This is a genomic window from Achromobacter sp. 1011791174 (genome assembly GCF_059760925.1).
Window position 1 is genome coordinate 16094 of sequence record NZ_JCBANH010000034.1, and the last position, 23544, is coordinate 39637.

At 69.1% G+C, this 23544-nt stretch carries 13 protein-coding genes; 4 read left to right on the forward strand and 9 right to left on the reverse strand.

The window, feature by feature from the left end; all coding sequences use genetic code 11:
- Nucleotides 1–114: 114 nt before the first annotated feature.
- The 3 genes from AC6LJ5_RS14060 to AC6LJ5_RS14070 all read right to left on the reverse strand — a co-directional run bounded on the left by AC6LJ5_RS14060 (nucleotide 115) and on the right by AC6LJ5_RS14070 (nucleotide 3428).
- Nucleotides 115–1443 (reverse strand): MFS transporter, encoded by a 1329-nt coding sequence (locus AC6LJ5_RS14060; RefSeq protein WP_103274305.1) that lies wholly within the window; start codon nucleotides 1441–1443, stop codon nucleotides 115–117.
- Between the two features lie 93 nt (nucleotides 1444–1536).
- On the reverse strand, nucleotides 1537–2100 hold the full coding sequence (locus tag AC6LJ5_RS14065; protein WP_103274304.1) for an aromatic-ring-hydroxylating dioxygenase subunit beta: 564 nt from the start codon (nucleotides 2098–2100) through the stop codon (nucleotides 1537–1539).
- The gene (locus tag AC6LJ5_RS14070; protein ID WP_498140777.1) at nucleotides 2085–3428 is read right to left on the reverse strand and encodes an aromatic ring-hydroxylating oxygenase subunit alpha; all 1344 of its coding nucleotides are present in this window, start codon (nucleotides 3426–3428) and stop codon (nucleotides 2085–2087) included. Before AC6LJ5_RS14070 ends, AC6LJ5_RS14065 begins: the two co-directional genes overlap by 16 nt.
- A 324-nt stretch (nucleotides 3429–3752) precedes the next feature.
- Between AC6LJ5_RS14070 and AC6LJ5_RS14075 the strand changes: the two genes are divergently transcribed.
- The 3 genes from AC6LJ5_RS14075 to AC6LJ5_RS14085 are packed head-to-tail and all read left to right on the forward strand — an operon-like array spanning nucleotide 3753 to nucleotide 6646.
- Complete coding sequence (locus AC6LJ5_RS14075) at nucleotides 3753–4706, forward strand: PDR/VanB family oxidoreductase (protein ID WP_498140778.1); 954 nt, start codon at nucleotides 3753–3755, stop codon at nucleotides 4704–4706.
- Between the two features lie 39 nt (nucleotides 4707–4745).
- Nucleotides 4746–5636, forward strand: a complete 891-nt coding sequence (locus AC6LJ5_RS14080; protein ID WP_498140779.1) for an alpha/beta fold hydrolase — start codon at nucleotides 4746–4748, stop codon at nucleotides 5634–5636.
- A gap of 14 nt (nucleotides 5637–5650) precedes the next feature.
- Complete coding sequence (locus AC6LJ5_RS14085; protein ID WP_103274300.1) at nucleotides 5651–6646, forward strand: VOC family protein; 996 nt, start codon at nucleotides 5651–5653, stop codon at nucleotides 6644–6646.
- A gap of 48 nt (nucleotides 6647–6694) precedes the next feature.
- Here the strand turns inward: AC6LJ5_RS14085 and hcaB are convergent, their stop codons facing one another.
- The 4 genes from hcaB to AC6LJ5_RS14105 form a co-directional block, all read right to left on the reverse strand.
- Nucleotides 6695–7519, reverse strand: coding sequence for a 3-(cis-5,6-dihydroxycyclohexa-1,3-dien-1-yl)propanoate dehydrogenase (gene hcaB / locus AC6LJ5_RS14090; RefSeq protein WP_498140780.1), 825 nt, complete (start codon nucleotides 7517–7519; stop codon nucleotides 6695–6697).
- Between the two features lie 172 nt (nucleotides 7520–7691).
- Nucleotides 7692–8606, reverse strand: a complete 915-nt coding sequence (locus AC6LJ5_RS14095; protein WP_103274299.1) for a LysR family transcriptional regulator — start codon at nucleotides 8604–8606, stop codon at nucleotides 7692–7694.
- A gap of 145 nt (nucleotides 8607–8751) precedes the next feature.
- On the reverse strand, nucleotides 8752–9564 hold the full coding sequence (locus tag AC6LJ5_RS14100; RefSeq protein WP_392409296.1) for a 2-keto-4-pentenoate hydratase: 813 nt from the start codon (nucleotides 9562–9564) through the stop codon (nucleotides 8752–8754).
- A 150-nt stretch (nucleotides 9565–9714) separates the two neighbouring features.
- Nucleotides 9715–11814 (reverse strand): TonB-dependent siderophore receptor, encoded by a 2100-nt coding sequence (locus AC6LJ5_RS14105; protein ID WP_498140781.1) that lies wholly within the window; start codon nucleotides 11812–11814, stop codon nucleotides 9715–9717.
- Nucleotides 11815–12245: 431 nt separating this feature from the next.
- Here AC6LJ5_RS14105 and AC6LJ5_RS14110 point away from each other — a divergent pair, with 431 nt between their 5' ends.
- Nucleotides 12246–13421: a TGL-type protein-glutamine gamma-glutamyltransferase gene (locus tag AC6LJ5_RS14110; protein WP_498140782.1), complete on the forward strand. Its 1176-nt coding sequence runs from the start codon at nucleotides 12246–12248 to the stop codon at nucleotides 13419–13421.
- 111 nt (nucleotides 13422–13532) lie between these two features.
- Here AC6LJ5_RS14110 and AC6LJ5_RS14115 read toward each other — a convergent pair whose 3' ends face one another.
- On the reverse strand, nucleotides 13533–14231 hold the full coding sequence (locus tag AC6LJ5_RS14115) for a class I SAM-dependent methyltransferase (protein ID WP_498140783.1): 699 nt from the start codon (nucleotides 14229–14231) through the stop codon (nucleotides 13533–13535).
- A gap of 558 nt (nucleotides 14232–14789) precedes the next feature.
- Nucleotides 14790–23516 (reverse strand): filamentous hemagglutinin family protein, encoded by an 8727-nt coding sequence (locus tag AC6LJ5_RS14120; RefSeq protein WP_498140794.1) that lies wholly within the window; start codon nucleotides 23514–23516, stop codon nucleotides 14790–14792.
- Nucleotides 23517–23544 lie beyond the last annotated feature (28 nt).

The window sequence follows — 23544 nt, forward strand, 5'->3', positions numbered from 1 at the left end:
GTGAATGCTCCGCTGGGCCTTCCGGCCGCTCCGTTCCTGTCTGTCAGATCGAATGTCCCGGGCCGCCGTCGACCCGGATGTCCTGTCCCATGATGTCGCCGGCCTCTTGCCGGCTCAGTCCAGCGGCTTGCCTCGCAGATCGCGCAGGCCGAACGCCGCCAGCCCGCTCAGCGCGCAGAGCACGGCGATGTAGCCGTTGAACAGATCCGGCCAGCCCTTGCTGGCGAACCATGAGCCCAGATACGGCGCCGTGCCCCCGAACACCGCGATGGAGATGTTGTACGGCGCGCCCCAGCCTATCGCCCTGACCCGGGTCGGGAACTGCTCGGCGAAGCCGGCCGCGACCGCGCCGCTGCCCAGGCCGATCAGGGCCATGGCGGCGCAGGTCACCCAGGGCAGCGATCCGGCATCGGCCATCACGTAGCGCATCATCGGCGCGAGCAGCGCCGCGAAGACCAGCCACGACACGCCCAGCACCAGGCGGCGGCCGATCCGGTCGGACAGCGCGCCGCTGATGGGCATGCACAGCGTGTAGACGATCAGGCCCAGCGTGCTCGCCGAGAAGGTGGTGGCCGCGGACACAAGGCCCTTGGCGCGCAGGATGTTCGGCACATAGCCGACCCAGATATAGAGCGCCATGGTCGGACCGATGGCCACCAGGAACAGCCTGAGCATGCTGGGCCAGTATTCGGCCGCGACCACGCGCAGGCTGCCGCGATCCTTCTTCCGCGTGGTCTTGGCGACCTGCAGGAACAGCTCGGATTCCGCGGCCGAACGCCGCATGTACAGTCCGAACAGACCCAGCGCCGCGCCCAGCACGAACACCAGCCGCCAGCCGACGCTCTCCATTTGCGCCGGCGTCAGCAGCTGCGTCAGCAAGGAACCCGCCAGCGAGGCCGACAGCGTTCCCAGGCCGACGCTGATGTAGAAGAAGCTGCCGCTGAAGCCGCGATGCCGCGCGGGCGAGGCTTCGACGATATAGCTGCCGCCCGCCGAGGTCTCCCCGCCCATGGCCAGCCCCTGCAGCAGGCGCGCGGCGATCAGCATCGCCGGAGACAGCCAGCCCGCCTGCGCGAACGTGGGCACGACGGCGATCATCAGGCTGCCAGCCGCCATCAGGAAAATCGTCGCGGCCAGCGCGTTCTTGCGTCCGTGGCGATCGGTATAGATGCCGAAGATGAAGCTCCCCACCGGACGGACGAAGAAGCCGACGGCGAAGATCGCGAAGGTCGACAACAGCCCCGCCAGCGGATCGCCCGCCGGGAACACCTGGCGCGAGATATAGCTCGCGAACAGCGCATAGGCGAACCAGTCGAAGCACTCGACGAAGTTCCCCACCGCACCGACCATCACGGAATGATTGAGCGTTGACGGCCGACGCTCGCCGTCGCCCGGCTCTTGCACGGCCCGGTCCGCCCCCGCCGCAGTCGCGGTATTGTCCATGTCCCTCCCCCCTTGCACTGAAACAACGCTTGAATGCTTATCGATGCCCGCGGCGATGCCGGCCCGCGACAATCGGGCCGGCGAACCGTCCTGTCAGAAAAAGACGCTCAGGTTCGGACTGCCGATCACGGTGTGGTCCAGGTAGATTTCCCGGCGCGCCACCTGAAACCCATCGGAGGTCTGCCGCAGAACATCCTTGCGGCAGCCGAACCAGAGATCCTGCATGCTCTCGAGCCGTGAACGGTGCAGCACGAAATTGCTTTCGACGCGCAGTCCGCCATCGCCCAGCCTTCCGACGACACGCACATTGCTGACGACGTGCCGGGTCCGGGAATGCGGCTCCTCCGCCCAGGCAAAGCCGGTGCGCAGCTTGCGCACGCGGACGATCATCAAGGCCTTGGTTTCGTCGAACAGGGCGCCCTCGCCCGGACGGCTGAACTCCCCGGCCTCCTGCCCGGCCGCCCGCGTCTCGCGCACCGGCATCCAGTAGCTCAGGTCATCGGCCAGCAGTTCGAGCCAGTCCTCGAAGCGCCGCTCGTCCAGCAGGGCCGCCTCGCGGTGGTAGAACTGCTCGACCTCGTGTTGCAGCAACAGGGCCTGTATCCCCGCCATCAGCCCCGGCTGCGCGGCGCAGGCCGCGTTCAGGTCGTCGCGCATCGAAAGTGATCCGTGGGTTGGGTGTGGGCGGCGCGCAGCTCGGGCCAGGACGCCGCATCCATGAATTCGGCCCAGCAGTGATACAGCCACAGCTGCGCGTGCTCGTTGACCAGATCCTCGATCAGGGGAGGACTGTCGCCCAAGCGCGTCAGGCGGGCCCGTCCGAGTTTCATCGCGTAGTGCAGGTCGCGGTCCCGCGCGGCCAGGCTGCGCGCGCCGTGCGTGCTCTGGTCCCAGTTTTCCCCGTCATCCTGCTCGAACATCCCGGCGGGGCCGAAATGCCGGTTGGAGGAACGGATCTGCATGCGCCGCGTCTCTTCCGACGCATTGCGATCGACCAGGACCGTCTTGCGGACCTCCATCCTTCCGGGCCCCCTGGGATGCCGGACCATCAGATCGCGCGACCCGCTGTTGACGAAGAGATTCGGGAACACGTTCATGTTCGAGCGCTGCACCCGGGAACGCACCGGCCCGAGCCGCGCCTGGACGGCGGGATCGAGCCGCCAGGCCGCCAGCGGCGAGCCCAGGTCCACCTCATCGGCCTCGGCGAAGTCGGCGTTGAGCCCGTGCCCATAGGCCGCCAGCAAGGTGATGCCCTTCTGCTCGCGCGTCGGCGCATACTGCGCCAGCGACTGGGCGCCATTGCCGCCCAGATGCCCCGCCAGCATGGCCGAGCGATGAGTCCAGGCGGCGTGGTACATATCGCCGATCGCGTTGTCGGCGGCGAACTTCCAGTTGCCCTCGATATTCCAGCGCACCACGCCCGGCGCCGCGACCAGATCGCCCTGGTCCAGCAGCAGGTCCAGCCCCCAGCGCATGTCGCCCAGGAATTCCTCGAGCGATGGCGCTTCCGGGTCGAAAGTGCCGAACACCAGGCCCTTGTAGCTGTCGATCCGCGCCACGCGCACCAGGCCCAGCGAGGGCTGGTCGATGTCATCCTTGTACAGTTCCGTCTTGCCCGGAACGCCGATCAGGTTGCCCTTGGTGTTGTATGCCCAACCGTGATACGAACAGACGAAGCTCCGGGCATTGCCCCGATCCACCCGACAGACGCGGTTGCCACGGTGCCTGCAGGAATTGACGAGTCCATAGAGCTGGCCATCGCGGTCGCGGCACAGGATCACGGCCTCCTCGCCCATGTAGACGTGAACGAAATCGCCGGGATCGGGAACCTCGCTTTCGTGCGCCAGATATAGCCAGGCCCGCTTGAAGATGCGGTCCAGCTCCGCCCGGTAGATCTCTTCGTCGTGGAAGATCCGCCGCGACACCAGCCCCGCCTCGGGCCTGACGTACTGGCGGTATTTTTCCCTGCTCGCAATGGCATCCATATGCTGGTCCACACCCGTCCGATTGCGGCCTCATGCAAGCTGGACGCCGCCGGCCGATACTCGCGACGTCCCGGCATCTAAGCTAATGGCCGGGCGCGGCTCCTGTCCAAGACAGAATATTGACCGCAGGCATGCCGCAATGCGCTCGCGCCCCGTCGTGCGGCGCAGCAAGACAGATCGGATCGTTCCAGAACATCAAGGTCTGGCAGGCATCGCGCAAATGTATTCGACCTGCCCGCGAGCCCCTGCCTAAGATGCCTACGCTCCATGCCGGCATCCACGAGCGCCGGCGCGGCCCTTTCACGGCACCATGAGATCAGCACCATGACCCACGCCGCTCCCGAGCGCCTGCCGCTGCGCGTCCATGCCTTGCGGCGGATCGCCGAGACCATCATCGAACTGGACCTGCGCGGCGAAGGCCGGGCGCCAGCGCCCATCGAGGCCGGCGCGCACCTGGATCTGCATCTTCCGGGCGGCCTGACCCGCAGCTACTCGCTGACCAATCCCGGCGACGCCAGCGGCCGGTACGTGCTGGCGGTGGCGCTGGATGCCGCCAGCCGGGGCGGCTCCGCCTACATCCATGCCCGGCTCCGCCCCGGCGACACGCTGCAGGCCAGCGGCCCGCGTAATCATTTCCCGCTGGCGTCCGGCGCGGCCCCCAACCTCCTCATCGCCGGCGGCATCGGCATCACGCCGATCTGGGCCATGATCCAGCGCCTGGCAGCCGAGCAACGCGACTGGCGGCTGCTCTATGCCGTGCGCTCGCGCGCCCGCGCCGCCTACCTGGATATCCTGCTGCAACGCTATCCGGACCGGCTGAGCCTGCACGTCGACGAGGAAGCCGGCGGCGCGGCCGATCTGGCGGGATTCCTGCGGACCGCGCCGGCGGACGCGCAGCTGTATTGCTGCGGGCCGGCGCCGATGCTGGATGCGTTCGAATCCGCGACGGCGGGCCGGCAGCCGTCCCAGGTCCATCTCGAACGCTTCAAGGGCAGCGGCGATGTCGCCGCCGGTGGATTCACCGTGATCGCCGCGGCATCCGGCGGCAGCCATTTCGTGGCCGAGGGCAGCACCATCCTGGACACGCTGCTGGACGCCGGACTGGATATTCCGCACTCCTGCGCCGATGGCATCTGCGGCACCTGCGCGACCCGCGTCATCGAAGGCATCCCGGACCATCGCGACGCCTTGCTCAGCGCCGCAGAGCGCGAGGCGAACAAAAAAATGCTGATCTGCGTTTCCGGCTGCAAGGGCAGCCGGCTGGTGCTCGATCTGTAGTCCCGGGCCAATGCGGCCCGACACACCAAGGAGAGAATGATGTCCCTATGGCTGAACGCGCTGGGCGCCAGCGTGCGTTTTCATGACGTCAACGGCGTGCGCACCCGTTGCCTGGAGGCCGGCGAAGGCCAGGCCGTGCTGCTGCTGCACGGCATAGGCGGCCATGTCGAGGCGTTCGCCAAGAACGTGGTTCCCCTGGCGCAGCGCTATCGCGTCATCGCCGTGGACATGCTGGGCCACGGCATGACGGACAAGCCGGACGGCGACTACATGCCGCCGGACTACGCCGCCCACATCCTGGCCCTGATGGACACGCTGGGCATCGCCCGCGCCCACATCGTCGGCGAATCGCTGGGTTCCTGGGTCGCGTACTGGATGATCCAGGCCGCGCCGTCGCGCGTGCTGTCCTGGACCTGCTGCGTGGGTGCCGGCCTGCAGGTGGACGGCTTCGACAACCTGCGCTCGCCCGGCGTGGCGGAACTGCGCAAGCGTTCCAGCCAGGCATCGGCGGCGCCGACGCGCGACAGCATCCGCGCGCGCCTGGAGTGGCTGTTCCACGAACCCGGGCGCTTCGTCAGCGACGAACTGGTGGAGACGCGGCTGCGGTTCTGGTCCAACCCGGACATGCTGCGGATACAGCCGATGATCGCCGGCATCATGGATCCGGAACGCGGGGGGCAGTTCTACATCACCGCCGAACGGCTCGAGCGCGTCGCCACGCCGACGTACTTCCTCTGGACCGAATTCAATCCCACCACGCCCTGGCAGGCGGCCGAGACGGCCAGCCGGCATGTCCGGGGATCGCGCCTGGACATCATGCCGAACTGCGGACACTGGCCGCAGTACGAGGATCCGGACGGCTTCCACCAGCGCCTGCTCGGCTTCCTGGACTCGGTCGCCGTGGGCGCCGATTGCACGCCGGCTTCTTGAACGAAAGGCCGATCATGCTACTGCAAAGCCTGGGCTATGTCGGGGTGGAAACCACCCGCCTCGACGAATGGCGCGTCTTCGGCCCGCGCATCATGGGTCTGGAGGTGGCGGACGCCACCGCCTCGTCGCTGGCCTTCCGCATGGACGACCGCAAGCAGCGCATCCTGGTGGACCAGGGCAGCGCCGACGGCGCCGTCTTCTACGGCTGGGAGGTCGCCGACGGCGACGCGCTGGAACGGCTCGCCGCCAGGCTGGACCGGGCCGGCGTCCGGGTGGAGGCCATGTCGCGGGCGGCCGCCGACCGGCGCCAGGTGGGGCGCGGCCTGTGCTTCCTCGATCCGTCGGGCAACCGCCATGAAGCCTTTTGCGATCCCGCGCTGGCGGATCGCGCATTCCGGCCCGGCCGCGCCATGTCGGGCTTTCGCACCGGTCCGCTGGGCATGGGCCATGTCGTGCTCATGGCGCAACGCATCGAAGACCTGCTCCCCTTCTATGTCGACGTGCTCGAATTCCGCCTGAGCGATTACATGCTGCATCCCTTCAAGGCCTATTTCTTCCACACCAACGCGCGGCACCATAGCCTGGCGCTGGCCGAGACGGGGATCAGCCGCAGGCTGCATCACCTGATGGTGGAGACCTACAGCCTGGACGATGTCGGCCAGGGCCTGGACCTGGCCGACGCCGACGACTGCGTCAGCGTCAGCCTGGGACGCCACAGCAACGACCTGATGACCTCGTTCTATGCGCGTACCCCGTCCGGCTTCATGGTGGAGTACGGCTGGGGCGGCCGCGACATCGCTCCCGACGCCTGGCAGCCGGTCGAACTGCGCGACGGTCCCAGCCTCTGGGGCCATGAGCGCGCCTGGCTGCCGCCCGAGGGGCGCGCGCAGGCGCTGGCCATGCGCCTGGACGCCGCGGCGCGGGGCGTGCGCGGCCCGGTCCAGGTTCTGCCCGGCAATCACCACGTCATGGAAGGCGCCTGTCCCTGGTGGGATGCGCTGCGCCGCTGAGTCGCCCAGGATGGCCGGGCGGGAACCCCGCCCGGCGCCCGTTCGGCGCTAGGCCGGCGCCACGCCCGAGGCGGGACGGATGCCGCGAATGTCGATGCCGCCATCGCACGCGATGATGCTGCCCGTGCAGACGCGGGCGGCGGTCCGGGACGCCAGGTACAGGTAGGCCCCCACATAGTCCTCGGCGACAGGATAGAAGTTCAGCGGCAGCATCGCCGCGATCTCGGCCTCCCGGCTCGCGGGATCGACCGGACGATCCCGCGCCGGCTGCCGCGACAGGGAATCCGGGCTGCGCAGATCGGAAGCCATTGCCGTCGGGGCCACGCCGTTGACGCGTATCGCCGGCGCCAGTTCGTAGGCCAGCTGGCGCAGCAGGCCGACAGCGGCGTGCTTGGACGCCGTGTACAGGGGACCGCCGCCGCCGGTGTGAAAGCTGGCGTTGGACAGCGTGAAGATCATGCTGCCCCGGCTTCGCAGCAAGGCCTGCGCCGCCGCGCGCGCGCCCAGGACCAGCGAACGGACGTTCACCGAAAAGACTTCGTCAAAAGCCTGGCCGATCCGCTCGGGCTCCAGCTGCAGCAGGCCGGTACGGTTGTCCCAGACGCCCGCATTGCCGATGAAGACGTCCAGCCTGCCGTACCGCGCCAGCGTCTCGTCCACGGCCCGCTGATTGGGATCCAGACGGGAACAGTCGCCTTCGACCACCACGATGTCGGGATGCGATTCACGCAGCGCGCCGGCCTTGGACGGGGATTTTTCCAATACCGCGATCCGCGCGCCTTCCGCATGAAAGCGTTCCACGATCGCGCGTCCCAGGCCCGATCCCCCGCCTGTGATCAAGACGACTTCACCTCGAATATCCATCTGCGTCATGTCCCGTGTCGCGCAAGGCGGACCGCCACCGGGGTCCGCCAGGCATGCCGCCGGCGCCGCGCCGCGCGGCCCATGCGGCAATGCAGGAACACCTTAATGCGCGCCCCGCGCGCCGGTCCAGAAGTCTCTCGGCTCGCCTGCCATGCCGAAATGATCTGGCGCGCGCGGGCCGCTAAGCGCCGGCGCGCGACTTGCGCGCTTCCTCGCCGACCTCGCTCACGAGCTTGATGACGGCCTGCGTCGCGCTGGACAGATCGCCGCCCAGCGGCCAGACCAGCCGCAGCGTACAGGACCAGTCCGGCTGGAAGATCGGCCGGATCGCCAGTTCCCCGCGCTGGACCCGGCTGCTGACCACGCTCGCCGGCAGGATGGAATATCCCAGTTTCTGCGCGATCAGATCGCTCATGATCGAACCGGATTCCACCTCGAAGCGCACATGGACCTGCTCGCCAAGCTCGCGCGCCTTGTCTTCCAGCAGCGCGCGCAGCCGGTGCGGCGCCGCCGGCACCACCAGCGGCTGGCGCAGCGCCTCGGCCAGCGTGATCGGGCCGTCCTCGGGCCGCAGCGCATCGGCATTGCCGACGAAGACGAAGGGCTCTTCGTACAGCACCTGTCCGGGCCTGCCCGTGGTCTCGTCGCTGCCGTCGAACACGCAGGCCAGATTCAGCCGGCCGTCGTCCAGCCATTCCTCCAGCGTATGGGACAGGCCTTCGACCATGTTCAGGTTGACGTCCGGGAGTTCCTGGATCGCGCGCCGGGCGATGATGCCCGTGATCCCTTCCATGACATTCGGCGGCACGCCCATGACCACCCGGCCATGCGGCGGACAGCTGAAGTCGCGCATGACCTGCTTCAGGGCCGAGGCCTGCGCGAGCAGCGCCCGCGCCTGCGGCAGCAGGAATTTTCCGGCGTCGGTCATCATGACGCCGCGCGAATGCCGCACGAACAGCTGCTGTTCAAGATCCTCTTCCAGCTTGCGGATCTTCAGGCCCAGCGCCGGTTGGGCGATGTGCAGCAGCTCGGCCGCCTTGGTGAAATTCTTCAGCTCGGCGATGGCGACGAACGCCTGTAATCGTCTCAGGTCCATTTCCGGCCCTGCCTCCCCCCACAACGCGGCTGTCGACGCGACGGCTTCGCAGACCTTTTTTCAACAGCCTAGGCCGGATCCCGCCCGTCAGCAAGACAGGGGTATCACCAAGGCCCCTGCCCCGTCCCGGCGCCCGGCGCCGCCCTCAGGATCCGGCCCCGCCCAGCTCGAAGCCCACGGTTCCCAGCCCGGCAATCCGCGCCATGACCCGGTCGCCCGGCCGTATCGCGCACATCGGTCCGAGCGCGCCGGTCATCACGATATCGCCGGCCCGCAACGGCGTGCCCAATTGCCGCATGCGCCGCGCCAGCCAGACGGCGGCATTCAGCGGACTGCCCATGCACGCACGCCCGTCACCCCGGGAAGCCGGCGCATCGTTGATCGTCATCTCCATGACGCACCCGGCGAAATCGAAGCCGTCCGCCCGGATCGCCGGCGTGCCCAGCACGAAGCGGGCGCTGGACGCGTTGTCCGCGATGGTGTCGACCAGGGAGATCTTCCAGTCCCTGATCCGGCTGTCGACGATTTCGATGGCCGGCAGCACGAAGGCGACGGCGCGCAATACATCCGCGACATTGGGCTCGTCCAGGTCCAGGTCGCTGCCCAGCACCAGCGCCACCTCGGCCTCGACCTTCGGTTGCAGCAGGCCCTCGGGCGGCAGGGTTGCGCCGTCGCCCACGATCATGTCCGACAGCAAGGCGCCATAGTCCGGCTGGGACACGCCCAGCTGGCGCTGCACCGCCATGGAGGTCAGGCCGATCTTGCGGCCGATGAGCCGCTGCCCACGCGCGATGCGACGCTCCACGTTCAATTGCTGCACGGCATACGCGGCCTCGATATCCTGTCCGGACAGCAGGCTGGAAACCGGCTCGCACTGCGCGCCGGTCATCTTCGCGTCGCGCAGCCTGCGCGCGGCCTCTTCGATGGCGAAGGCCGGATCGATGGCATGTTCTGTCACTCGGGTTCCCCTTTTCGATGGCTGACATCGGGAAGCCGAATATCGATGCTTCCGATGTCCACCCCGCCAAGGTAAACCTGATCCGGGCGCGCTGTGCGTGCTTATGTGGACTGGTGAAATAGCGAATCGGTATGGCGCGGGCCGGACGGATCAGAAGCGATAGGTCACGCTGCCCACCACCGTGCGCCGCGTGCCGTAGAAGCAGTCGCCGCGCGCGATGCAGGTGCCCACGTATTCCTTGTCGAACAGGTTGGTCACGTTCAGCGCCACGCGGAACGGGCCTCGGTCATAGGCCAGCACCGCGTCGTACAGCGTCACGCCCTCGACGCGGTTGTTGCCCACGCCGTCGAAACTGTGGCCGTTGTAGCGCACGCCCGCGCCCGCCAGGAAGCCCGGCACGCCGAAGGCGCTGAAGCGGTAGTTGGCCCACAGCGACGCCATGTTCGACGGAATGCTGGCCAGCCGCTGGCCCTGGTCGGCGGCCGTGCCCTTGGTGATCTTGGGGTTCAGGTAGGTGTAGGTGGCCACCAGGTCCATCCGGCCCAGCGAGGCCATGGCCTCCAGTTCCAGGCCGCGCGTGCGCGCCTCGCCGACCTGCACGGTGTCGGCCTGGCCATTGACCACGCCGGCGACCTGGCGATTCTTCTCGATCATGTCGAAGACGCTGGCCGTGACCGTCAGGTTCTCGCCCGGCGGCTGGTACTTGACGCCCGCCTCCCACTGCTTGCCGCGCAACGGCTTGTAGGCTTCGTTGGCCTTGTTGAAGCCGGCCACGCCCTGGAACGACTCCGCGTAACTGATGTACGGATTCAGGCCCATGGCCGAGCGGTACATCAGGCCGAAGCGCTTGCTCAGCTCGCTGTCGTCGCGACTGCCGGACGGCGTGCCGTCCACGGACGACCTGGAACTGTCGTGGCGCAGGCCCAGCATCAGCAGCCATTGGTTCCACTCCATCTGGTCCTGCAGGTACAGGCCGGTCTGGTTGGCGTGCGAGTCGGGCACGCGCACGGTGGACGTCGGCGGCGTGTAATTGCCGTAGACCGGGTTGTACACGTCGATGGGCGCGGCCGAGCCGCCCACGCCACGGCGGGCGGCAAGCTTGGATCGCTGGTAGTCGATGCCCGCCAGCAGCGTATGCCGCAGCGCGCCGGTGGCGAACTTGAACTGGCCCTGCGTGTCGACCACGAACTGGTCGAGCGTGGGCTGGTTCAGATAGATCGTGCGGCGCAGCAGCGTGTCGCTGCCCGGCACCCAGCCATGGCCGGCGCCATTGAAGCCGGCGGTGTAGACGCTGCGGTAATCGACCTTGCTGTGCGTGTAGCGCAGGTTCTGGCGCACCGTGACGGTATCGTTGAAGGCGTGCTCGAACTGATAGCCCAGCGAGCGCTGCTCGGCGGTGTACTTGTCGAAGCCCGGCTCGCCGACGAAGAAGTCCTGCGGGATGCGCCCGCCCGGCTTGCCGTACAGCGTACCGCGCCAGGGCAGGAAGCCCAGCATGGTGCCGCTGTCGTCCTTCTGGAAATTCGCCAGCAGCGTCAGCGAGGTGCTGGCGCTGGGGCGGTACGTCAGCGATGGCGCGATGAAATAGCGGTCGTCCTTGACGTGCTTGATCGAGGCGTTGCTGTCGCGCCCCAGCGCCACCACGCGGTACAGCCATTTGCCTTCTTCGTCGATGGGGCCGGTCAGGTCGGCCTGGATCTGCTTGCGCTGGTAGTTGCCGTAGCTGATGCCGATCTCGCGCGCGGCCTCGGCCTGCGGACGCTTGCTGACCTGGTTCAGGATGCCGCCCACGGCGCCCTGGCCGTACAGCATGCCGGACGGCCCCTTCAGCACCTCGATGCGCTCCAGCGCATAGGGATCGGGACGGGTGTTGTTGTAGAAGCCGACGGAATTGAGCAGGCCATCCAGGTACTGGGTGGAATCGGCGCCACGGATCTTGACCGAATCGCCGCGGTTGTCCACGCCGAAGGCGGCGGCGGTGACGCCAGCGGTATAACCCACCGCCTGCTGCACCGATTGCGCGCCCTGCAGTTCCATGCGGTCGCGCGTGATCACCGTGATCGACTGCGGCGTTTCCATCAGCGGCGTGTCGGTCTTGGTGGCGGTGACGGCGCGCCTGGCCACGAAGCCCTGCACCGGGCCGGTCGGGGATTCATTCACCTCGGTCGCCGTCACGGTGACGGCGGGCAATTCCACCTGTTGCTGCGGCTGCTGGGCCAGCGCCGGGGCGACCGCCCCCGCTCCCATCATCAACATCGCCGCGCCCACGGATTGGGCGCGCCTGGGGCTAGGGCCGGGCCTGGTGCCAGTCGCCATCGTTGTTCCTTTCTTGATCTTTAACAGATAAATACAAATGCAAGGCATTCGCATTTGCGACTGAATTGTGTAATAAAGCTTTCATTCCGCGCAAGCGCAAAATCCAATCCGGACTTCCCCGCGTTGCGGCAACGACACAAACCGGCCGCTACAGACCGTCAAATGACACGCGCGCGTCAGGCGCCATGACTACAATCCGCCCCGCTGCGATCGGGGCCTGGCTGCGCGAGGGGGGTATTAACCCTGTATTACCCGCTACTACCGCGCCAGCCCCGGATCTGCAATCATCAACTGTCCCGCCGACCGCCGCGCCACTGGCCGCCGTCGGCGATTCCCGGGTTCAACGCTGCATTCCAGAGCCTCACATGTCTCACGTTCAGCACTCCCCCAGCCGCCCGGACCTGGGCGGCATCCATCTCATTCCCACGGACGCCGCCCAGACCGGCGCGGCCCGCCAGCAACTCCAGGACTTCCTGGCGCGCTCCCGCCTGCGGGACATCACGATCTGCACGGACCTGGACGGCGCCGCGCCCGGCTGCCGGGCCAGCCTGGCGCCCGCCTTCGCGGCGCAACACCTGCCCGATCACGACACCACCGGCCTGGCGCAATCGCTGGGCCTGGACAGCGGCGCCGACGAAGGCGCGCTGGAGCGCGAGATCCTGCTGGCCATGCTGGGCAGCCCGGTCCCTTTCCCCTTCCCGTCCGTGCCCGAGCTGGAGTCCGCCGTCCGCATCCGCCGCCGCATCGTCCAGGCCGCGCGCAAGACCGCCCTGGCCTTCGACACCGAGCACGCCGAGCGCCCCGAGGGCTATTGGACCTACGACGAAGAACGCGGCTTCACCATCCTGCCCGGCCGCTCGCTCATCGAAGGCCTGCGCCGCGCCACCCAGCCCGAGGCCTCGGGCCAGCTCTACGCCTTCTCCTGCTACCGCGCGACCGAATACGTCACCGTGCTGGGCATCGCCCAGGAGCTTGAAGAGGCCAATCCCGCGCTGGCGCGCGACCTGCAGCGCCAGTGGGAAACGCGCGCGGTGATGTCCGGGCGCTTTCACGACACCTTCCTGCACGAATACGGCTCGCTGGCCGAGCCGCTGCCGCAGCGCTTCTACGTGCCGGGCGACCGGCTCTGGTTCCGCAATCCGGACTCCGCTTCGTCCGACGTGGAAGGCTATGAAGGCTCCTGGGTGTTCTACCTGGGCGGCGGCCTGTTCAATAATTTCTGGGAACGCGACCAGCCCTTCACGCTGACCTCCAAGTGCGTGGAGATCCATCACTGGCAGCATGCCTTGCGCGCCGACGCCCGGGGCAAGGGCTATATCGACGAAGACCGCGTCAAGACGCTGGTGCGCCAGACGCTGGCCGATCCCGACGCCACCGCCGCCGTGCTGGCGCGCATGATGCGCATCCGCGATCCGCAGGGCGTGTACGAGGAAGGCGGCTGCATCGACGCCACCCGCGAACGCGTGCGCTGGGTCACGCCCGGACATAGCGATATCTCGCTGCCGGACTTTCCCGCTTCGGCGCGGGCCCGCGCGGCCTGAGGCGGCACGCCGCCGGCTACGCGACGGCCTGCGCCAGCGGCGAACTCAACGCGCACGACAGCGCCGTCGCAACGAAAAAGCCAGGCTCATCGGATAGCCACGGCGCTCCATTCACGACATCGCGAGGGGAGCAAGCTCCAGAGGAGCATCCCACCCTTGCACCGCAGGCCGGCTCCCGGCCGCCGGCCTGTCGTGAGCGGTCTTTCCAGCGAAGACATACAGGTGCTTGTAGGCGTCGTCCACCATGTGCCGCGACTCACGGACGCCTTCGATCGGCGGCGCGAACTCGTCGAACATATCCTCATCCAGCGTCACCGGGAACGGCACGATATCGGCGCGCGCATTGAAGCCCAGCACGAACAATCCACCGGGCTTGAGCACCCTGTGGCACTGCGCCAACAAGATTTGCAGAGCATGCGGCGTATTCACGCCAAAGCCCAACAAGCCATTGGCAACGACGATATCGAACGTCTCCTCGCCGTAGTGTCTCGCCATGTCCATCACATCGCCGACGATGTGCCGCCCCGGAGGACCATATTTGGCGCGTTCCGGTCTGATATCAATCGAATGAAAATCCACGGCATGCAGCAATCTGGGATAGTGCCAGTTGTACCGGTCCATCCCTAGAAAAAGCAGCCGGTGTCTCTGGTTCGCCGCGCGAGCCAGGCGGTTCACATAACTGAAAATCTCGTTTTCCATGAACGCCCGGCTCGGCGTCTCCAGTTTGAAATCGATATTGCATCGCTCGGCCAGCACTGGCGACAGCCTGAAGATAACCTTGTTCAATTTATGCCTGAGTCTGCTGCGCATGGCCTTTCTCCACATTTCACGAATCCGGAGTGGCAAGAACGCGGCACACACAAACCGGCGCGGTCCGCCGGCACGATCATGATTCGCTCGGGAAAACCATCGCAGATCCGCCGCCACGCCACTCCCACGTCGTCGTCGCAAGACCAATTCAATCGGTCAGTGCGCGAACAAGCCGGATTCTCGTGAACACGGTCGCTGGCAGCAAATTACATTTCTGACGGTATCGCAGCGCGTTCAAGCAGCGATTTTCGGCTTCTGAGGCGAATATCCGCCTAAACGCCTTCAATCGCCCTCAAGCCGCTGACAACCCTTGATCTCGGGTCCGGAAGGAGGCGGATGCCGGCGATACGGAAATTAATCTGGCTGCAATCTTGTCGTAATTTCCAAGGCATCGGTTTCGGAAAACACGCAAGGCAAGCGCCCTGCCCGAATGCCTGCGAAGCCGATGGCTGCGGCCTGCGGCCCATCAGCGCCACAGAAGCGCTATTCAATGCCGAAGCCAAGACAAACAGGGCGGCCCGCAAGGGCCGCCCTGTCTGCCATTCAAGCCGGGCCGGTTCAGCCCCCTTCGGCCGTCAATCTGGCCAGGTTGCGCTGCTCGGTCTCCGTCAGCCGGCCCAGCTCTGCCTGTCCCAGGTCCACCTGCCCCAGCACCTGCACCGGTGCGTCCGGCGCATAATGCGCCGCGTCGGCGCGCGTGGCGCCCAGCGCGGCCGCGCCAGCCGATCCGCCGGCGGGCGCCTGCGTCGCGCCCTCGGCGCCCTCATTGCCGAAGCCCAGAATCTGCACCGAGATGATCGACGGCTGCGACTGGCGCGCCGCATTGCGCGAGCGGCTCGCCTCGCTCTCGGCCGAGGCCGCCGCCGCGCCCGACGCAGCGCTGGCCGAACTGAGCGCCGAGGTGTTGACCGCCGCCGTCACCGGCACCCCGCTGCTGTTGCCCTGGGCCTGGATGTTGGCCGCGTTGACCACGTGCAGCGCCGCCACGTTGACGTTGCCCGAGCTGCGCACGCCGGCCTCGCCCGGATCGATCGTGCCCAGCGGCGCGATCAGGTCCACGTCGCCGCGCGGCACTTCCGGAATCGGATTCAGCGTGGCGATGCCCGCGCCCGCCGCCGGCGTCTGCGGCGCCATCACCACATTGCCCAAGGCATCGTAGTCGCGGCGCGGCGGGGTGTAGACCACCGTGGTCTTCGAACCCCGGCCGGCGTTGATGTCGCCCTCGGCCGACCAGGCCAGGATGTCGCCGCCGAAGGTCGTCATCACGCGCGACAATCCCAGCAGCAGGCTGCCCTTGGAATAGACCTGGATGTCGCCCTGGCCCTGCGTGATCAGGCCCGCGCTGCCCGGCGGCGCCACGCCCTGCACGCCCACCACGATCTGGCCGCCGGGCGCCAGCAGCTGGATCGAGCCGCCGCCGACGCTACGCACGCCGGACGGTCCGAACATCGAGATGCCGCCCTCGCGCACCGCGCCTTCCGGGAACAGCGCCGCGATGGCCTGGCGGCCGCGCAGGTACGAACCCGGACGCGGCCCTTGCGCGTCGTTGTACTCGCGGCCGCCGGCCCGCAGCTCGGCGAAATACACCGAACGCAGGAAGGCCTGGCGCAGGGCCAGCGGCAGGGTCTCGAAGCGCGCCAGCACGTCCTGGTCGCTGCCGGTGAAACCGTCGCGGGCGCGCAGCCAGTCGGCCAGCTCGCGCTCATAGGTATGCACCACCTTGCCGGGCTGGCTCGTCAGGGTCTGGCCGGCCACGGCGCGATTGGCCGGGTCCAGGTAGCGCTTGCCCAGCGCGTCGTAGTCGGGTCCGGCCGAGCCGGCGCCCGCCGTGATCGCGATATCCGCGCCCGGCCGCTTATCGCCGCGCAGCGCCGGGCCGACGCTGACGATGCTGGCGCGGTCTTCCTGCACCAGATTGCGCCCGGCCACCACGTCCAGCAGGCCGGGGCCCGCCACCTTGACGTCGGCATACCAGATGTCGCGGCCTGCATGCAGCAGCGAGACATCCGACGGGCCGTTGTGCAGGAACACGCCGCCCAGGCCGGCGATGTCGCGCCCCGCCAGCGCCTGGACCGGCGCCGCCGCGCGCAGCCAGTTGAGGATGCTGCGGTTGGTCTGCGGCACGTACTGCACGGACATGCCCGAGCTGAGCCCGACCAGGTCGCCCTGCACCGCATAGAAGCGGATCGGTTCCGATCCTTCCGCGCGCGGGGATCGGGCGCCCGGCGTGTCCGGCCCGAAAGCGAACAGCGGATGCGCGTCCTTGGTCGGCGCGACGGGCCCGTCCGCGCGCGGCACCGGCGCACCGTCGATGCTGTTGTTGTGCGATCCGCGCTGCAGGCCGCCCGCCAGGTCATAACCGGCATAGGCCGGCATGAACGGCGTGGGCAGCGGCGTGTCCGAACCGGACATGCTGACCGGCGTGCCGCCGCCATAGATGGACTGCTGCGCCAGGAAGCTCAGCTCGCCGCTGGCCGAGGGCGCCAGCAGCAGGCCGCCGGCGGGCGTGCTGCCGGGCGAACCGCTCTTGGCGGAACGGCCGTAGTAGATATTGCCGGAGGCCGCCGTCACGCGCAGGATCGATGGATACACGGTCACGTCGTCCCCCCGGATCACGGCAGCCGAGCCGGCGGCCTCGTGGCTCAGCGAGGTATCCGGCGTGACATTGCCGCCCGCGCTCAACAGATTGATGGCGGTGGCCGGCGTCCACAAAGAGAACCAGCTCTGGCCGCCGCCCACGGACAGGCCATTGCCCGGCGTCTGGATGGAGGTATTCAGGACGCGCACGCGGCCGGCATCGGACACGCCGGACAGCACCAGGTCGCCCAGGGTCTCCAGATAGACGGCGGAGTCGCCCGGCACCAGCGTGATGCCGCCGCTGGCGCTCGACAGCGTCGGCACGAAGGGATTGATTGGCCTCGGATCCATGGCGTCGCCCGTCAGGCCGGGCTGCGCGACGGCGTCCCGGCGGAACAGCTGGCGCGAGCCGCCGATGGCGCGTGCCTCGATCTGGATGGCGCCGCGCAGGTTGGTCACCATGCCGTCCAGGTCGGGCTTCTGGCGATTGGTCCGGTACTGCGTGGCGTACTGCGAGGCGTCCAGGTCCGGGTTCAGGGCGCCGCCCAGCCGCAGCCTCAAATCGCCGCCTCCGGTCAGCACCAGGCTACCGTCGGGCGCGACGCGGCCGGTGCCGCCCACGGCCGCGACCAGGGCGCGGCTGCGCGGTTCCGGCGCGCCATAGTCTCCCAGGCCGCGCGCCGCCACGATGCCGGCGTCGCCGCCCGCGGCGATGCTGAGGTTGCCGCCGCCCAGCGTGCCGAAGCCGGTGAAGCCGACGATGTACGGATGGCTGCTGGCCCACATATTGGTGGCCATGGGCACGGCATAGGCGCCGAAGTTGATCCACCACGAGGCCGGCAAGGCGTCGGACCCTTGCCGCCACAGCCAGTTGCCGACGCTGGCGCTGGGCGTCTGCGGGCGGTTGGGCGGCGCGAACTCCGTCCAGGCGTCCCCGGACACGGAGCCGCCCACGACGATGTCCACGTTGCCGCCGCGCTCGGGATACCAGGCACGGTACGCGCCGTTGGCCGCGCTGTAGTCGTCCTGTTGCGGACCCAGCAGCGAAGCGCGCTCGGCGCCCTCGGCCGGATCGAAGATGTGCCTGCCGCGCGGCTGCGCATACGGATCGCTGCCGTCGGCGCGGCGCAACGCCGCCGATGGCGTGCCCGCCGTATAGAAGCCATAGGGCGTGTCCATGCGCAGATCGCCGGCCGCCGCCGCGCCCAGGTCGCCGGCGCCGGTGCGCACCACGCTGAACATGGGCGCCAGCAGCTCAGCGGACGCGATGTCGCGGACCGGCTCGATCGCGACGTTGCAGACACCCGGGATCATGTCGCAGAAGACAACCAGTTCTTCCTGCACCGGCGTGCCCACTTCCGTGCCGAACATGTCGGAGCCGTCTTGCGTCCAGGTGCGCTTGATGCGCTTGGGATCGGTCACGCAAAGCCCGGGGAAGAGGTCGCAATCGCTGACCCAGTCCGGGTCCACCGGCTCGCCCACGGGGTAACCGAGATCGTTGGGCGCGTACACCATTCCAACGCCGCCCGGCACGATCTTCATGCGAGTCGAGGCGTGAGAGTCGGCCAGCACCAGCGAACCGCGCGAAGCCGGATCGACGGCGCGCGGATCGGCCGAACCCAGGTCCGCGCCGGCCGTCAGCTGCAGGCTCCAGCTGGTGGCGCCCTGCGGCAGCATCGGCGCCAGCGCCCAGTTGGCGCCCTGGAACTCGCCCGTCTTCGGCCGCAGGTTGACCGGTTTGTCATCGGGCAGCTCGATCTTGGTCATGGCCGGAATCAAGGCGCCGCGCGCCAGCGCCAGCACGCCGCTGGCCGTCATCGGCGCGGGCAAGGCCACGCCCTTGGGCCAGGTCAACGCCGCCGCCAGCGTCTCGGCGCGCAGCACCGTGCCGGCGCCCAGCTTCATGCCCGGCGCGAGCGTCACGTCGGCCGTCGGCACCGTGCCGGCGCGCCAGGCCACCGAGCCGTCGCCGTGGTACACGTCCGCGCCCAGCACCACGCCCGCCGGCAGCACGTAGTTGCCGGTCAGCTCCACCGCCACCGGCAAGGCGATGCCCTTGGGCAGGGTAACGCCCTCGGCCGGCAGGTCGTAGTTCAGCACGGCGCCCTTGGGGAACACGGTGCCCTTGTCCAGCGACACGCCGTCGATGGGAATCACGATATCGCCGCCGAACGGCGTGTTGCCGCTGTTCTGCGCATTGCGCCACTCGAACAGGTACCAGCCTTGATCGTCTGGCGTGGCCGGCGGCGGGGCGAAGCCGTCGTTGATGCTGCCGTGGATGGTCAGATCGCCCGCCGCGCGGATGTTCAGCACGCCCGGTTCGCCGAAGCCGCGCCGCGCGGGATCGTTGCGGTCCGAGCCCGGGCCATAGCGCAAGCCCGACAGGTCCAGGTCACCCACCACCGTCAGGTTGCCGGCGGGATTGATCAGCGGATCGCTGACGATGTCCACGCCCGGACGCAGGCGGTGGCCGTCCAGCCCCGCGAGCCGCGCGCGCAGCGCGCCGTTGCCCAGCGCCGCGTTGATGAAATCCTGGCTGTCGCGGTCGATGCGGATCAGCATGTCCTGCGTGATCAGTTGGGGCCTGCTGCCGGACACGTCCGGCGCGCTCGCCAATTCTGCGTCGGCATACTCGCGGAACGCGTTCACCGCGATGAGGGACGCGCCCCGCACCTGCGGCCGGCCCTGCACCAGGATCGCCACATCATCGGCGCCCGCGCCGTCGCCGCGCGTGCCTGCGCCGCCCAAGCGGCGCGCGTTCAGGTCCAGCGTGCCGCGCGCGCGGCCGTCGTTGCCGGCGGCCTCGGTGCCGGCGCGCAGGTCGATGCTGGCCGACGGACCCAGCGTCAGCGTGCCCAGGCTCGACGTCAGCGAGACCTGCGCGCGGTTGGGGCTGTCGATGATCTGGCCATGGCTGTCGCGACGCAGGCCCGCGCCATGCGCGTCCAGCGTGCCCAGCAGATTCAGGTCGCCCCTGGCCGCCAGGCGGATGATGCCGGGCTGGAAGCCGCTGGCGTCGATGCGGCCGGCCACGGTCAGGCTGCCGCCGTCCACCGTGATGCTGACCTGGCGCGCGCGCACTTCGTCGCCCAAGATCAGATCGCCCTGCTTGATCTGGAAACGGCGCGCGCCATGAACCTGGCCCGCGTTCAGGCGCGTGTTCAGTCCGGCGAAGTCGGCCAGCGTCCGTGCCCGCAGCGTGATCTCGGCGGCGTCATACGGCACGCGCGTGCCGCCTGCGTCGTACAGGCCGGACGCGCCGCCCAGAATGGAACCGCGCAGGTCGATCCGACCGGCGCCGGCGCCCAGCGCCGTCGCGGCCAGCGTGCCGCCGCGCTGCTTGCGCGCCGACAGGTCGATGACCGAGCCGACCTCCTGGTCGATATTGCCCGACGCGCTATCCAGCGTCAGGTCGCCGCCCCAGGTGTAGCGCGTCTGGTCGTAGAACACGACTTCGCGGCCAGCCAGGTCCAGGCGCGATTGCGCGCCCAGGCGCAGGTCGCGCTCGGCCTCGATCTTCAGCTTGCCCGAGGCCAGCGCGATCGCGCCGTCCAGGTCCACCGAACCGCCCGCCAGCGTCAACTGCGCGCCCAGCGCGCCGGCTTGCCCGGGCAGCGCCGCCGCGCCCTGCGGCCGACGCAGCGTCAGGCTGCCGCCCGCCGTGTAGGCCATGGACGCACTGGCCTCGCCCGTCAGCAGCGGCGTCACGATGTTCAGGTCGCCGCCGCTGTAGGCATACCCCTTGCCCGCCTGGTACGCGCCCTGGCGGTGATAGGCCTTGAGCGTGCCCTGACCATTGGCGGTCACGCGCTCGCCGGCCAGCAGGTCGACGCCGGCGAAGCCCAGCGCCAGGCGTTGGGCCGACAGCCAGTTCACGGGCTGGGTGTCCGGGCCGTAGCCGAACACGATGCGCTCGGCGGCCAATCGCAGCCGGCCGTCGCCCAGCCGGTCCGCGATGGCCGCTCCCGGTATCGCGGGATCGTACTGGCCCGAAAGATCGGAGGGACGCGCGGACACGCCGGTCCACACCAGTTCGCGCGAGCGGATCGTCGCGGTGTCGGCGGCGCCGCCATAACCGTAGATGGCCGGCGCGCCCAGCACCAGCCGGCCCACGCCCTTGCCCTGCGTGGCGTCCAGCGTCACCGAGCCAAACACATTGACCGAATCGCGCGCGTTCAGGATCAGGGTTTCGACGGCGGGAATGCCGGGGCCGGCATTGCCCTTGAGCAGCCTGTCGAGCACGCGCTGGTTCAGCATCAGCCCGTTCGGCAAGGCGCCGGCGGCGGCGGCCCGCGCCAGCGCGGCGTCGTCGCCCAGATTCAGCGTGGACATCGCCAGCAGCAGGTTGCGCGCACCATAGCGCGCATTGTCGGCCAGCGTGAAGGCGCGGTCGGTGGCGACCAGCAAGGTGCCTTCGGCGGCCAGCGTGGTGGCCGCGCCCGTGCAAGCGCCGCCGCAGGCCCCGATATTGATGTAGCCCGGTCCCTGCGCCATCTCCGGCGTGGCCGGCAGCAGGTTGATCGTGCCGTTGCTCAAGCCCAGCACGCCGGTCCGGCCGGCGGCGTACACCAAGCCCGTGCTGGAATCGTAGGCCGGCTTGCCACGGCCGATGGTCGAGATGGCGGCGCCCTCTTCCACCGTGATGCCGCCCCAGGTGGCGCCGCTGATCAGGAACACCTCGGCGGCGCTGAGCGCGGCCCCCCCGCGCACGGTCACATTGTTGGTGCTGGACACGAAGGTCGCGTAGTTGTCGCCCGGCTTCAGATCCAGCCGGCCGCCGACCATCATGCGCACGGGATTGAAACGGTTCAGCGCGGATGCCGACAGCGAAGCGCCCGTGTAGCCCGCCGTCCGGCCGGCGCCATCGGCCAGCAGTTCCACGTCGTTGGCCAGGACCTCCAGCGTACCGTCCACCCCGCCCTTGGCGGCCGCGAAACGCGCCACGCCGTCGAAGCCGAGCATGGGCTTGCCTTCCTGCGGCAAGACGCGCTCATAGTTCAGGCGCAGGGTGCGGGCGTCGGCCGTGATCTGGCCGCGCAGGCCGCCCTTGCGCGCCGCGTCCGCCGCCACGAAGGCGTCATGGCTCATCTCGTTGTAGTTCGAATGCGAACGCACCCGTTCACCCGGCGTCAGCAGCAGCTGGCGCGGCAGCGCGCCGCGCAGGCCGGTGTTGGAGACGCCCAGGTAGCCCGACGCCGCCAGCGAGCCCTGCGGCGTCGGCGCCGCGCCGGGCAGCAAGGTCTCCGAGCCCAGCTCGACGCGGTAGGCGCCCGGCATCAGCGCATAGGCCGCCGGCATCAACGTGTAGACGCCGGCCTTCAACCCGCCCGCGTCCTGCGTCAACGTCAGCGTCTGGCCCACGACGGGTTCGCTGCCCGCCGTGTCGGGCGCGACCGGCGCGTAGCCGCCGGCATGGCCCGGCACGATGGCGTAGATCGCATTGCCGGCCGCGCTATTGGTGAATGTCGGATTGGCGTTGACCAGCGGCGTGCGCAGGATGTCCACCGAACCGCCGCGCCCGGCCACGAAGGCGGCGCCGCGCAGCTCGCCGCCGCCGCTCAGGTCCAGCACCGCGCCCTGGCGGCCCGTCAGCGTATGGCCGGAGAACGCAATGCCGCCGGCATTCTGCTCGCGCGGTTTCAGCGGCGCGCCGGCATAGGTGTACGTCAGGCCATCCGCCGTGCCGCCATAAGGCACCATGACGCCGGCGCCGCTGACAGAAGTCAGGCTGCCGGGCATCAGCTCGACCGAGCGCGCGCGCCAGCTGTCGCTGCCACGGGCATCCTGGCCCAGGCTGATCGAGCCCATGGGCGCGCGCACGGTGCCCGCCTGGATCACCGTGTCCGCGCCCAGGCTCAGCGAGCCGAACACCGACAGCGGCGGCGCCACCGACTCCGTGCCGGGCTGGCGCAGGATTTCCAGGCGGCGGCCGGTCTCATAGCCGCCCCAGATGGTCGCGCTGGCGCCGGTGGCCGGATAGAGCTGCGCGCTGGTGATGCGCAGGTCCCCGTTGGTGCCCAACTCGGTGGTGGCGTCGCCGGACAGGCCACGGCCGGCCTGTCCGCCCAGCAGGCGCACGTCGCCACGGCTGTTGAGGCTGACCTGATCGAAGCCGCGCCGATCCACTGTCACCGGCGCGCCGGCCAGCAACGGCACCGCGCCGCGCGCGCCGAAGCCGACGCGGTCGCGGATATCGATCAGGTCCGCGTCGGCGGTGAAGCTGCCCACGCCGGGCCGCGCGGACGCACCGTCGCGCCACGTCACCGTCGGCGTGACGCCGTCGCCCCGGGCGCGCGCCGCGCCGGCCAGCCGTAGATGCGGCGCGGACAGGCTGACGGCCGTGCCTGCCATCGCGCGGTCGGTCACGGCATAACTGCCGGCATAGAAGCGCAGGCTTTGCGAGGCCGACAGGGCCACGTCGCCGTCGAAACTGAGAATCCCGTTGACCAGCAGCGACAGGTTGCCGAAGCCGCCGGCCTCGAACTGCCGCGCCGACAGGCGCGCCGCGCCATGATGCAGCGCCGGATCGAGCTGCCCCGGCTTGAGATCCGATGCCAGGCCGCTGGCCTGCGTGCCCTGCGACAGGATCAGTTCGCGCGGCCGGCGCACGCCGTCCTCGGCGTTGACCGACAGCGGGAACGTGGGCGTTTCCAGCGTCAGCGCCAGCGTGCCGCCGGCCGCGCCCGCGCCGCCCGCCCGGGCGCGCATGTCGCCATCCAGGAACAGGCCATAGCTG